The organism is Desulfitobacterium sp. PCE1, assembly GCF_000384015.1.
Taxonomy (GTDB): domain Bacteria; phylum Bacillota; class Desulfitobacteriia; order Desulfitobacteriales; family Desulfitobacteriaceae; genus Desulfitobacterium; species Desulfitobacterium dehalogenans.
The window spans coordinates 454,380-467,759 of sequence record NZ_KB913023.1 but is presented as its reverse complement, the minus strand read 5'-3'; the positions used below and the strand labels follow the sequence as shown (position 1 = coordinate 467,759).

The window sequence follows — 13,380 nt, the reverse complement described above, 5'->3', positions numbered from 1 at the left end:
CTACTTCCTCCCTTCCAAATCCTTTAGACTTATTCCGTCAAAGGCCTCGTCTAAGCCGATATAGAAAACACTGGGCTGAGTACCCAGCTCTGAGCGCAAAGCCTGAGTTGGGTGTTCAGAAAGCAGACGGGTGATTTCACTGTCTGGATCATTTAAATCTCCAAAAATACGGGCATGGGCGATGCAATTGGAGACACAGGCCGGCATAAGTCCTGCCTTAATCCGTCCTATGCACAAATCGCATTTTTCCGCCATTCCTGTTTCCGGATTCAGGAAACGGGCATCATAGGGGCATGCCGCAATACAGTAGCGGCAGCCGATACATTTGTCAGGATCAACGACAATGATCCCGCCCTCATCCTTATGGGTTGCTTTGACCGGGCATACGGTTTGACAAGGAGCATCCTGGCACTGATTACACAGGCGGGGAAGTTTCACTCTCGTCACATTAGGGTAGATCCCTTTATCTCCTTCAATAACCCAGGAACGATACACTCCTTCCGGCACATTATTCTCCATTTTGCAGCTGACAGTACAGGAATGACATCCGACACAGCGGCGCAAGTCAATGACCATACCATAGCGCGGTTCCGAATTAGCACTCAACGCAGATTCCTCCTCTGCTAAAATAATTTTTTACATCTTGATTATCTTCATGGAGCCAAATCTCCAGGATCTTGATTGCCTGAGCATAAAAACCGTTTTCCAGGGTCCTTAAAGCCTCGGCTAAACTAGGAATCCACATCGAGAGATGTTCAGCCATGAACTCCTTTTGAATCTCAAGCCATCTTTCGGCATTGCCCTCCCGAGCTTCTTTTCTGGCCTCATGTTCCTGTTGGCATAAATAAGCCATATACGCTAATTCGAACCCGACATGGTCTGCCAAGGAAATATTCCTAAGAGGGGAAAACAGCTCCAGGCGATAGGGATCAAACCCGGTTAACTCATATTGCTGCTTGATCTGAGCTGTCAGAGAGGTGTTGATTTTTCCGAAGGACGGTTTGGGCTTTTGCTTAAAAGATCGTAGGGCCGATTCATAAGGAGGAACATATTTCCCGGACATCGGAACAAAAAAGCAATCATAGTAATCCTGGCGAAGACTCTCCATTGTGGCCTGTGCCTCTTCAGGAATCTTTATGCCGTTCTTATCCTCTAAAAGCTCACCAGACAATGAGCTTGAGAGTCTTTGAATAGTGAGCCATTTTTCCAGTGTTGGTTCCTCCACGAGGAGACTGGCAAAAAAGGCATAGGAGTGAAAACGATCCCTTGTCCAGTCCATTACATCTTTCATTTTCGTCCCCCACTACACCTTGAGGATTTTAAAGGCCCCGCCATTACGGCTGGTCCCTCCGGTGGACATTTCACTGAATCCAAAGATTCCATTTTTAACCTTAGGATCGATTAAGCTGATTCCCGAAAGAGAGACTCCTTGCCCCGACCCGGGATTAGTTGAAACTTCTTTCTCCCCTAAAGTGTATTTTTTCGCACCATACTCCCAGTGACCATAGCCATAGGCTATACCCACTGAACCTCTGGCAATTCCTTGTCTTACCTGCAAGATTCCCTCAGCTTCCCCTCCGGTAGCGGAAACCAGTCTTACTTTGTCACCGGATACAAGGGCCAATTGCTCAGCATCTTCCGGATTAATCTCTACCTTATTGGCTTGATTCAATTCCCTTAAAATCGAGTTTTCCAGCATAGTCACACTTCTGAATTTTGCTTTATAGGAAACGGCTTTAAAGGGCCATTCTGATTCGGGGAAAACCTGATCAAGGGAGGTGCCATCCGATAATGTCTCCGGATTATAAACAAGAGTACCTGTCTGGAAGTGTTTGCCTGTGAACGAGTTTTTGGCTAAAGCCATCTGCTCTACATACAGATTAAAACACCCTTCATGGGGATATCTTGTGCGATCTCCCTCATAACCTTTGCCAAATTCTTCGAACCTTCCTCCACGGGAAAGGATAAAAGCGGCTTTGCGGTGTTCTTCTAGTTTTAAGCAGTCTTTCCAGTTCTGCATGTAACTTTCCAGATCCTGAATTTTCATTTCCTCATCGGTAATATCGGGAACCGGTTGACCATCAAAAGCCACATTGGCAACGCCCCGCAGGAAGTAATCCTCCGGTGTATTCAGAGCATACGTATTTCCATCCGCGTCCTTTAAGGCATTCTCACCGAAGCCCGGCAAACCTATTGCTTTTGCTACATCAATAATATAATTTTCGTAGCAGGCATAGCGGTTGTCACTGAGCTTGGCCGTTAACGGTGTTACAACAGGCCAACGAAGGGTGGTTACCTTTTCTGAAGTATTTCCCTCACTATTGGCAAGCCCCCAACTTTCATAAGGAGTGGTATCAGGTATGATATAATCTGCCAACGAAGTTGTTTCACCCATAAAAGCGTCAATGGCAATGAGCAGGGGTACTCTTTCTACTTTTTTCAGCTCATCAATAATATCTTGCCGACCTGCTGCAGGAGTGGTCATCAAAGGATTGGACATCCAGACCATCACCACTTTGGCTTGGTATGGATAACTGTTGACCACGGAGAAAAGGGCCTGATTGTCCGAAGCGCTACCAATCGGATGCCAGGGTAATTTTGACGGATAAGGATTCTCCCCTTTGGCAACCTTTTGCTTATATTCAGGCGTCTTCTCATAAGGAACTCCAGTCCGGCTTATAAGAACCCCTTTACCTTTAATATTAGGCGCGTTAGCAACCGTCCCTAAGTCATAACGGGGACCAGCTTCAAGAGACTTATAAGCGACACGGCGTTTAAGCATACCACCCTTTAAGTTATAGCAGCCCACCATTGTGGCCAGGGTGTGCATAGCATTGGCTATATCATACCCATTAGCAGAGGCCGTATTACCCGTTCCATCGACCGCAACTTTAGTTCCATGGGATGTAAACTCTCTGGCTATTTCAATGATTATCTCTTCAGGCACTTTACATATTTTGGAGTAATCAGCAATTCCTTGACTGAAGACACTTTCTTTTAAAAGTGCAAAAGCCGTTTTAACCCGTATAGACCCACCGGACTTATCCTGTACTTCCCCGTCAAAGACCAGATCAGCTCTGGACACTTGATTATAGAGGACAGGCTGGTTCGTCTCCGGGTCGATGACCATGAAATAATCCACTTTTTTCGCCGGATTGGCGTTGGGAGGCACTTCCAAACCCAAATCCTCTGCCCGCAAGAGCTTGCGGTTGTTGGGATGATTCTCATCCACGATCACAAGATGAGAGGCATTGCACCAGCTGGCAAATCCTTTGCTCTTGGCGGCATCCAGATGAGGAGAACTTAAATAATCTTCATTATAGCGCTGATTATCAATAATCCAGTGCAGCATTCCCATAATAAAGGCTGAATCCGTTGTCGGTTTGATGGGAATCCATTTCGTATTTTTACCAACAGGAGAAATGGCACCACCGCACAAAACCGGATCGACTACAACTACTTTGAGTTTCCCTTCACCTGTTTGCTTGGCGACCTGCCTTGCAATAGTAGACATGGGCTTTCCACTATGACCGGGAAAGGCCCCGATATATAGGATAAACTCCGCATGGTTTACATCCGGTCTCATATTTTGACCGCTTGCTAGTACCTGACCCGCAGGTATTTTCGAACCCCCTCAGGTGTAGCCGTGGCCAAAATTATTGGGGGTACCAAAAGCACCGGTAAAACGGCCGGCAAAGGCAGTCCGTCCATCTCCCCGTCCTCCGAAGTGAACCAGTTGAAATGATTTGGGTCCTAATTCAGGATTCGACGTATCCATTGGGGCATTAGGGTTATAAACATTCTTTATCCCCTCAATAGGAGCTGTTTCTCCCAGATGGGCAAATGGAGTGCCCCCCTCCACCGTTTCCTTGACCGCTTCTTCCCAAGTGATAGGCTGCCATTTGGCTTCTCCCCGCTTATCCGCGCGTTTGAGGGGAACTAAAATTCGGTTGGGATCATGATGCGCTGTCAAGGTTGCATTTCCTCTGGCGCATAAAGCCGCTCTACCCTCATTCCCCATGTCCCGATAGGTACTGAAAGACAGATAGGAATCCAGGAGAGAAGTCTTCATGGAGAGATGGGGCTGAGCACTGGAAGGATTATAAGGATTGCCCATAACCCGGGTTGCCAGCCCTGTCTCCTTATTTATTTTTACTCTGTTTCCACATGAACTGTAGCAACCCAGACAAGCACTATTTCTCATTAAAATATTGGGGTTAACCTCCACACTCCCCAACGTTAAATCGATTCTTGCCTCTACCTCCTGACTGCTGGTCTTTTTCGGTATAAACCCTGGAGGCTGTTCGGCTATAATCATTCTGTCATAACCGAGGCCGCTTGCTGTGACAATACCCGCAGCTGCTGTGAGCTTGATAAAATCACGACGCTTCATAGATAAATCATCCTTTCTGCATAATAATTAAGACAGCCTCTTATCATTAATGCAAAAAGCTTGCCAACTCGTATTAGAGGTAATAATCACAAGTGTAAGCCTCACCGCCCGGCAAAAAGCGCAAAATGACCCGGTCAAAATGACAAGCATGGGCATTTTGACCGGGTCGAGTAGCTTTACGCGCAACGCACCTTCGGGCGTGATCTCCTGAAACCTTCCACAGGAAGGTTTCTTGATCGGAGACTCACGTTCTCCATAGCTCCAGGGCTGGTTAACTCGCTTACTTAACAGCTTCGCCAAACCCCGCTACTTTCTGCATGTTAACCGATGGCTACACTACGTTAAGAAAGCGACCTTAACCTGACCGCCCCTCCGCTAAATCCGTTCGCTTTTGTGCGCAAAGCTACGCTTGCGGGTCTTTGGGGCTGTGTAGCTACACTGCTCAGGCCTGTAAGGCAACCCAAGGATTTTGCTTTAAGGCAGAGAACGAATTCTAAGCGAGCAGGTAAGCAATCTTCGCAAAAAGACAGCAGCGGAATCGGGTTGGAAACAGGACGTTTCCAACCGGCTATGAGGCAGGAGCCGCACCCGACGCAGCGGAGGTCTTGAGCGATTAGATTGCTCTGCGCGGCTTATGGAGTGAACGTCGAAAGCAAAATCCTGGAGAATTCTCCTTCAGGTTTTTTTATCCCAGGGATTCGATCCCATACTCTTTTACTTTGCGATACAAGGTTTTAAGACCGATTTTCAATTCCTGGGCTGCTTTTGTCTTATTCCCCCCTGTCATTTTCAGTACCTTTAGAATATGTTGACGTTCGCAGTTCGCCAGAGAAAGATCGACGTCTCCCAAGTCAGGAACCTCCCTCTCCATCCCCTCTTTAGGAATGGTTATCCTCTTTTTCATTTGAGGATGAAATAAATGCTCCGCTTCGATCGTTGAACCGTAGGAAAGTAACGAACCACGTTCAAGAATATTGGCCAGTTCTCTGACATTTCCCGGAAAATCATAGTCTAACAGCACTCCGAGAGCCTCCGGGCTCAGAGTTTTATTTTTCAGGCATTTCTTGGTTAGTAGATAGTCTGCCAGCAAAGGAATATCCTCTCTATGATTTCGTAAGGGAGGTACCTCTATTTGCACCACATTTAACCGATGATACAAATCCTCCCGAAACCGTCCAGCCGCAACTTCTTCTTCCAGTTTCTTATTGGTCGCGGCGACTACTCGCAACTTGACTTTACGGGATCGGGTAGCTCCCACACGAAAATATTCACCATATTCCAGCAATCTGAGCAATTTAGCCTGAGTACTCAATTCCATCTCGGCAATTTCGTCCAGAAAAAGAGTTCCCCCTTCAGCGATTTCAATTAAACCCATTTTGGCACCTGTCGCTCCCGTAAACGCTCCCTTTTCGTGACCAAACAACTCACTTTCGACAAGTTGATTCGGTAAGGCCGCACAATTTAACGCTTGAAAAGGCTTATCCTTTCTTGTACTCCAAAAATGCAGGGACCTGGCAATGAGCTCTTTGCCGCTGCCGCTTTCTCCCAGTACAAGAATGGTTGCTTCGCTGTCCTTCACCTTTTCCACCATATGAATAAGTCCTTTTATTTCCGGGCTTTGCCCGATAATCGGTTCGCTCCCGGTTTGACGTCTTAAAGCTTCGGAAAGCCCTGCCGCTTGCTCTGCCAAACGCTTTTTTTCATAAGCTTGGGTCAAGGTGAATTCCAGTTTGGTTGTATTGCAGGGCTTGGTAAGATAATCATAAGCACCTTGCTTGATGGATTGAATAGCCGTCTCCAGGCTGCCATGCCCTGTGAGCACCACAACTTCAACAAAGGGATCGGTCTCTTTGGCGTGTGTTAATAAGGACAGCCCTTCGCCGTCGGGAAGACGCTGATCCAGAAGAATCACATCATAACTGACCTTACCCAACCAATCCAATGCCTGTTCGATAGTATGAGCCAAATCAATATTGATTTTTTTCCTGGCCAGCCTTTGTTTCAGGAGTGTAGCATAATCCACTTCATCTTCAACGATCAGCAGTTTCATCTCATTGCACCTCTTTCGTATGCGGCAGCTTGACCGTTACTGTGGTTCCCTCCCCCAGCCTGCTTGCCATGGCAATCGTCCCTCCTGCCTGTTTGATTAAGCCATAGCTTACAGCGAGTCCTAACCCGGTTCCGAGTCCAGGCGGTTTGGTGGTAAAGAAGGGTTCAAAAACTCGTTTTAAATCCTCGCTGTTGATGCCTTCCCCATCATCTATCACTTTCAAGCAGACGCAGTCAGCCTCATTTTCCGTCACTAACTTCAAAACACCGCCCGGTTTCATAGCCTGAGCCGAATTGCAAAGAAAATTAAATATGACCTGTTGGATCCCCGGGCCATCTCCCCAAATTAAGGGAATAGTCCGATCTAAATCATACTGTACCTGCACTTGCTTTTTTTGCAGCATATAATGATTCAATTCCAGTGCTTTTTGGATGAGCTCATTTAAATTATAAAAGTCATAGGCATTATTCTGGTTACGCTCTTGACGAGAAAAATCCAATAGATTCTGGGTTATCTGAGAGCACCGGTCAGCCTGTCTGGCTATCAAATCCAGATAGCTGTCTATATCTTGTTCTTTCTCCGGTTGATCGGAGTTCGTTTTTTGGAGTTCATAACGCAATTCCTCGACGGAAAGACAGATGGTTGCCATAGGATTATTAATTTCGTGAGCTATGCCTGCAGCCAATAGCCCTACCGATGCCATTTTATCCGCCTGGCGTAAGGCACTTTCCAGTTCGCGCTTCTTCTTCAGTTCTTCACTCAGTTCATTAAAGGCTGTTAACACCTCGCCTATTTCATCCTGGCTTTGAATGGGCAGCACAAAACCTGCTTCTCCAGAGGTAATGCGCTTAACGCCTGTCTTTAAGATATCCAACTGCCGGAGGAAATAGATTACAAAAAACAAACTTATACCCAGAACAAGGAGCATCAAGATCAACGTGCTTAACCCAAAGGTATTTCTCAAATGGATATAGGATGAAAAGGCTTTTGTTTCCGGTTGTTCATAAACAACCGCCCAATCCGTTCCGCTCACTTTCGCATAAGCGCCAACTACCTTTTCACCGGTATAGGACACATATGTTCGAACCAAAGGATTTTCCTTAGTGAATTCTTCCTCTTCCTCCGTCAGAAAAGGAAGGCTTGCCTGTACATTTCCATTAGAGAGTACCTGGCTGAAATCCTCATGCCCAATTAAGTGTCCTTCTTGATCCACCAGGAAAAGGTATGCTCCGGAAGTCCCCGATACTTTAGATAAAAGATCCACGACACTACGCAGGCTGATATCTGCCACAATTGCACCCTTAACATCATTGCCCTGCAAAATAATCGGGATGGCCAATTGAAAATAAGGCTGGCCGTGACTATCTAACAACACTGGACCGATATAGGTTTGATAATCCTTGATGAATTTAAAGATGTTCTCAACATCTTTTTCCTGGATTGTCACACTTCCCCCAACATCGAATCGGGATACTCCAGTGATTTCATAACCTTTTGCATCAAGCAAACTCATTCTTTCCACATAGGGAAGATTGGTAAGACAGCTATAGAGCACACGCTCCTGTTCCTTGGTATCATGACCTATCAGAATATTGCCATTCGCTTCCGAGAGAACAGTTATAGCCCGCTCCGCTTCCTCCAGAAGGAAATTTATCTCTTTGACAACTCGGGAAGTCCCATAAGAATGCTGATATTTTACAGATTCCCAAAGATAATTTTTAGCTCGTGATAAGTTGTATCCTCCCAGAAAAAGCAAAGGAATAAGGGACATAATAATACTAAAAGCGAGGAGTTTAAAGGCAATGCTTTGGAAACGCTTTGCATATTTAGGAATATTCATCAATGGGAATCATCCTTCAACTTAAGCATTGTTTTCTATCGAATGAATTCTGACGCACAAGCAAAACCTGCCGGATCAATCTCAGCTTCAAAAGCCTCCGCCGCCTTGGTATTGATGATAAAATCAACACGAGCCGGCGCTTCCACAGGAATGGCCGCTGGATCCTGTCCTTGAAGTATCTTAGCGACTATTCTGGAAGCTTGAATTCCCTGTTCTCTATAATCCATCCCATAGGAGGCCAGAAATCCTTTTTTCGTCTGATTAGCACTCACCCCAAAGCTTGGGAGCATCTTTTCCTGAATAAGAGGGCTTATGGAATCCGTCACCGACTCCATCAAAAGGCTGCATAGCAGCATCACCCCATCCACTTCCCCAGGCTCGATCCCGCTGATGGCATTTAATGCCTCGACCTCATTCTCAACTCCCACCGGTATCACAGTCATGTCAAATTGAGATGCCACACGATTCAGAAAATCGATGGATGGATCCACTGGAGTGATAGTCTTATCATAGAGTACCATAACTTTTTGTACACCGGGCAGTAAACGTTTAAAATATTCCAAACGCTTACCCGATAATTGTAAATAGTAGTTATCCACTCCCGTTATCTTTCCCCCGGGTTGAGCGTAACTCTTCACAAGGCCAAGTTCTTCTGCGAAACCTACCCCAATGAAGACAATAGGGATTTGGCTGTCTGCCGCAGCCTGTTGGAGGGAAAGTGTCTCTCTTTCTCCCGTGCCAATTAATAGATCGGGACTTTGTCGAACCAATTCTTGGGCAAGCTTGGGAAGGTCTTCAATTCTATCTTTTGCACTGACTATTCTAAGCTGGATATTGACGTTTTCTTCATAGCCATATTTTTTTAATCCCTCGATCATGCCTTTAACTTTATCACTACGCAGATCAGAACCCATTAAGACGCCAACTGTTTTTAGAGGGGTTTCCTGAGGAAAAACATTCTGTTTGTTATAGCCGACCAGCGTAAAGCATAAAACAAAAAGCAAGACAAATAAGATTGCTTTATTTAAGCTAAATCTATAGTTACGGAATTCCATCTTGATGTTCCTCCCTTAAATTTCTTAATCTTTATCTATGTTGAGTTATGTGCAAACTTACGCAATTTGTCCAAATAATTTATGTCATATAGAGTTAAAATTTTAAAATGCTTATTATATCATAACGCGAAAAATTAGTTTATACCAGAGTCAGAGAACAATGCAGCTCACACCTAATTTGGGTAAGCATGAACTTGAACCATCTGAAGGCTTTTTATTTTTTCTCTACTCTGAGGGACAGGGTGTGCCCTACACCAAACTCGTTAAGCCAGCCTTTCAATAGTGATATGATCCTGAATATTCTCCACCAAATAAATCTGAGCACGCTTCACCGTTTCCACAAGTTTTCTCTCATAATATTTTTTAGGCTCCCCTGCTGGCCCGGTTTTTCATAAAAAACCTTTCTGATATGCCAATAACAATCCCCTTAGTTAACTTAGGCTAACTAAGGGGATTTAACAAATACCTAAGTAGTGCTTGCTAAAAAGCACAAAATTCCAATAAAAACCTGATATCGCAAGGGTTTTGGTACATAGCTGTCGAATCCTAAGTGCATGGAAATATGAAGTTTAATTAAAAAAACCGTGCACTTAAAGATAGAACGATATACCGTAAACGGAGCCCACAACTTACTGATTAGGACGATCCGGGAAGTCCGCAAGCCGATAGACCAAGCCTGAAGCTTACAGATAGTGGCTTGATTGCTTAAAGCCAAATAAAGAAAATCAGGTAAAGGAGACCTATTTGATTTGGAGAGACCATTAATTGAAATCCGTAACCTTCGCAAAGAATACATTATGGGGGAAGAAGTTGTTGTTGCTTTAAAACGAATAAACTTCTCCATAAATCGCGGGGAACTGTGCTGCATATTTGGTGCCTCAGGTTCTGGAAAAAGTACGCTTTTAAATCAATTGGCAGGGATGGAAAAACCCTCTAAGGGGGGCGTAAAAATAGGCGGCGTTCCCATTTCGCATTTGAATGAAGATCAGCTTGCCGAATTCAGGCAAAAATATATCGGTTTTGTCTTCCAGTCTTATAATTTGCTTCCTATGCTAACCGCCACAGAAAATGTGGCCCTGCCCCTGATGTTTCGGGGTGTTCCGGAAGAAAAACGCAACGCCATGGCACGGAGCATGCTTCAAAAGGTTGGACTTGGGCATCGATTGCATCACTATCCCGGACAGATGTCGGGCGGGCAGCAGCAGCGGGTGGGAATTGCCAGAGCCTTTGTCACAAAACCTGCGGTTGTTTTTGCGGATGAGCCTACCGGGAATCTGGATACCAAAACAACCAAAGAAGTTATGACTATGATCAAAAACTTTGCCGGGACGTTTAAGCAAACCATCATCCTGGTCACCCATGACCCGGAAATGACAGTTTATGCCGACCGCATTGTGACACTGGTGGATGGCGAGATTGTCAGCAATGAAATAAAAAAACAAGCCGATTTAACCGGAATTAAGGAGGAATTATGAAAAGCACTCTGCAAAAATTGCGTTACATAATGGCTATGCTTTTGGCTGTAATTTTGATCGTTTCCCCCTTGACGACTGCTGCAGCATTAGGGGCCGATGCAACCGGTATAAAAAGCAACCTGGTTATAACCGGATATAAGGTTACTGATACTTCTGGAAACATCCTATCATCAGTCCCCTCGGGTTATCCGGTAAACCTGGAAATCACGGTGAAAAATCCAGGCATTAAGAGTTCTGAAGTATCAGGTTCTGCGGATATTGACGTATCCAAATTAGTGGATAGCTTTTCAGGGGATGGTAGTCCTGCAGTTACCATAACCTCTCAAAGCGATGCGCCGCTTGCCATGACCATCAAATTCTCTAATGTTAAGTATACCGGGTCCGGTAAAACCTTTAAGTTCATGGTTGGCTACAAGACCTTATCTGTAGACTATGACATCGCCGACTTATCTATAACGGAATGCGTTGATCAGGAAAACAAACCTGCCGATAACAAAGTAAACCCCACCCCCACCCTGCTGATAACCGGCTCACTCAACCGGGACACCTTGAAACCCGATCAGCTCATGGATCTGACCATCAACATTGAAAACCTCAGCAACTCGAACCTTCAGGATGCAGTGGTGTCACTCAGCCCTTCAGAATCGATTTACCTTGTGGCCGGTAAAACCACTTTCTTTTTAGATACCATTGGCGGCAAACAAACCAGGTCTTTTACCGTGAAAATCCAAACGGGGAGTGAGCTACCCCCGGCATCCCAAAGCGTTGGCGTGGATCTCAAATATAATTATGACAACGGGAATGCCCTCGTCCAAGGTACCGCCAGTGAAAGAGTCAACCTCATCAGCGAAGCCGATGAATCTTCTGAGCCCATTCTCTTCATCAGCGGCGTTCAAACGGACGAAGTCCTGAAAAGCAACGGCGAGCGGGATGTGACGATTCAAATCGTCAATATGAGCGATAAAGCCGTTTCCAAGATCAATGTTGTGCTCACTCCGTCGGACTCCATTTATTTTCCGAACGGTAAAGACTCCTTTTTCTTACCCAACATGAAAGGCCACAGCGAAGAACGCCTCACCGTGAGAATAAAGGCGGCGGGTGCGCTGACCTCGACGCTGCAAAGTATCGGTGTCGAGGTAAAATACTCCTATACCAGCGGCAGCAGCATTATCCAGGACACGGCCACCGGCAAAGTTGCTATTGTAACCGCTGACAAATCCCCTGCGCCCATTCTTTTTATCAGCGGCATCCAAACCAAGGACATCCTGAAAGGCGGCGAAGAGAAGGAGGTCACTCTGCAAATAACCAATATGGGGGAGACCACCGCTTCCGATATTACAGTTTCCCTCAATCCCTCAGACTCCATTTATTTCCCGGAGGGTAAAAACTCCTTTTTCTTAAAAAGCATTAAGGGCTACACGGAAGAAAGCATCACCGTCAAAGTAAAGGCCGCCAGCGAGCCGTCCTCATCCCTGCAAACCCTCGGTGTCGATGCCAGCTATTCCTATGACAGCGGCGGCGGTATGGTACCGGGCACGGCCTCCGGCAAAGTGGCTGTAGTGACTGAAAGCCATAAGGAAGCCGACGCCTCGGTCCCCTATCTCATTGTCAGCAATTACTCTTATGGGGGAGCTCCGGTAGCAGCCAATACAGCCTTCAAGCTGTCCATGGATTTTTACAATACCAGCTCTAACTTGAACATTGAAAATATTGTGGTAACCCTGGAAACAGGTGAGAATTTTTCTGTAGCCAGCTCCTCCAACACCTTTTACTATGAATCTCTGGGGGCGGGACAAACCCTTACCCAAGCATTGGATCTGCAGGCCTTGCTTGTCGCCAATGCCGGTCAAACCAGTATATCGGGTGCCAAAACCGTAGAAGTCAGTTTTAAATATGAGTATAACGCCGGCAGTAAACGCGCCACCAACACAATGAGCGAAAAATTGTCCATCCCCATTTACCTGCCGGATCGTTTTGAACTGGCGCAGCCCCAATTACCTGATTTCGTCTCTGTCGGGCAGGAGTCGGTTATTACTTTAAGCTATGTGAATAAAGGGAAAAATCCTATATCGAATGTCGAGGCGGCGATTGAGGATATTGCAGGGGAAATGGAAACGCCTGCCAAGGTCCAGCAGCTTGGCAATATTGAAGCGGGAAAAAGCAGCACCATCGGCTTTGCTTTTATCCCGTTACAGCCAGGAGAGCTGTCCTTCACCATCAAAATTACGTATGAAGACGCTAATTTAGAACCTGTCATCAAGGAATTTCCGGTGCTGGTCTCAGTTTTTGATGCGCCTCCCCCCATGGATATCGGAATGCCTGAAATGTATCCTGAACAAGAAAGCAAAATCCCTCTCCCTTGGCTGATTGGCGCAGCCATTGTCTTGCTGGCGGGTACAGGAATTGCCGTAAGGCGCATTAAGAAAGCCCGGGCACAAAAGAAAATAAGCGCCATCGACTTTTCCTGGGAAGAAGACGCGCCCGCCCAAGACCTGCCGCTGACGGAGGATAAAACCGACGGCAGCCTACCAAGCACAGATGAGTCTTCCAAATCAGAGGTATAGAGC

At 45.9% G+C, this 13,380-nt stretch carries 8 protein-coding genes; 2 read left to right on the top strand and 6 right to left on the bottom strand.

Going from position 1 to position 13,380, the window contains the following annotated elements; all coding sequences use genetic code 11:
* The 6 genes from DESPCE1_RS0102355 to DESPCE1_RS0102325 all read right to left on the bottom strand — a co-directional run bounded on the left by DESPCE1_RS0102355 (position 1) and on the right by DESPCE1_RS0102325 (position 9,338).
* Positions 1 to 606 carry a 4Fe-4S dicluster domain-containing protein gene (locus tag DESPCE1_RS0102355; protein WP_019849324.1) on the bottom strand — a complete coding sequence of 202 codons (606 nt, stop codon included), beginning with the start codon at positions 604 to 606 and terminating at the stop codon, positions 1 to 3.
* Positions 596 to 1,291 carry a molecular chaperone gene (locus DESPCE1_RS0102350; protein ID WP_019849323.1) on the bottom strand — a complete coding sequence of 232 codons (696 nt, stop codon included), beginning with the start codon at positions 1,289 to 1,291 and terminating at the stop codon, positions 596 to 598. The genes DESPCE1_RS0102355 and DESPCE1_RS0102350 overlap by 11 nt, the downstream gene beginning before the upstream one ends.
* Positions 1,292 to 1,303: 12 nt before the next feature.
* Positions 1,304 to 4,393: a molybdopterin-dependent oxidoreductase gene (locus DESPCE1_RS0102345; RefSeq protein ID WP_156831318.1), complete on the bottom strand. Its 3,090-nt coding sequence runs from the start codon at positions 4,391 to 4,393 to the stop codon at positions 1,304 to 1,306.
* Positions 4,394 to 5,078: 685 nt separating this feature from the next.
* Entirely contained in the window at positions 5,079 to 6,443 is a 1,365-nt protein-coding gene (locus tag DESPCE1_RS0102335) for a sigma-54 dependent transcriptional regulator (RefSeq protein WP_014792429.1), read from the bottom strand.
* A gap of 1 nt (position 6,444) precedes the next feature.
* Complete coding sequence (locus DESPCE1_RS0102330) at positions 6,445 to 8,283, bottom strand: ATP-binding protein (protein ID WP_019849320.1); 1,839 nt, start codon at positions 8,281 to 8,283, stop codon at positions 6,445 to 6,447.
* A gap of 35 nt (positions 8,284 to 8,318) precedes the next feature.
* The gene (locus DESPCE1_RS0102325) at positions 8,319 to 9,338 is read right to left on the bottom strand and encodes an ABC transporter substrate-binding protein (protein WP_014792427.1); all 1,020 of its coding nucleotides are present in this window, start codon (positions 9,336 to 9,338) and stop codon (positions 8,319 to 8,321) included.
* Between the two features lie 797 nt (positions 9,339 to 10,135).
* Here DESPCE1_RS0102325 and DESPCE1_RS0102320 point away from each other — a divergent pair.
* Both DESPCE1_RS0102320 and DESPCE1_RS0102315 read left to right on the top strand, forming a co-directional pair.
* On the top strand, positions 10,136 to 10,813 hold the full coding sequence (locus DESPCE1_RS0102320; RefSeq protein WP_202947932.1) for an ABC transporter ATP-binding protein: 678 nt from the start codon (positions 10,136 to 10,138) through the stop codon (positions 10,811 to 10,813).
* A complete protein-coding gene (locus DESPCE1_RS0102315) occupies positions 10,810 to 13,377 on the top strand; it encodes a hypothetical protein (protein ID WP_019849319.1) in 2,568 nt (855 codons plus the stop codon). The genes DESPCE1_RS0102320 and DESPCE1_RS0102315 overlap by 4 nt, the downstream gene beginning before the upstream one ends.
* The last annotated feature ends 3 nt before the right edge of the window (positions 13,378 to 13,380 follow it).

Excerpts from the sequence above, each read along its gene's own strand:
- DESPCE1_RS0102330 (WP_019849320.1), bottom strand. The coding sequence starts at position 8,283 with ATGAATATTCCTAAATATGCAAAGCGTTTCCAAAGCATTGCCTTTAAA.
- DESPCE1_RS0102335 (WP_014792429.1), bottom strand. The coding sequence starts at position 6,443 with ATGAAACTGCTGATCGTTGAAGATGAAGTGGATTATGCTACACTCCTG.
- DESPCE1_RS0102350 (WP_019849323.1), bottom strand. The coding sequence starts at position 1,291 with ATGAAAGATGTAATGGACTGGACAAGGGATCGTTTTCACTCCTATGCC.
- DESPCE1_RS0102325 (WP_014792427.1), bottom strand. The coding sequence starts at position 9,338 with ATGGAATTCCGTAACTATAGATTTAGCTTAAATAAAGCAATCTTATTT.
- DESPCE1_RS0102320 (WP_202947932.1), top strand. The coding sequence starts at position 10,136 with ATGGGGGAAGAAGTTGTTGTTGCTTTAAAACGAATAAACTTCTCCATA.
- DESPCE1_RS0102315 (WP_019849319.1), top strand. The coding sequence starts at position 10,810 with ATGAAAAGCACTCTGCAAAAATTGCGTTACATAATGGCTATGCTTTTG.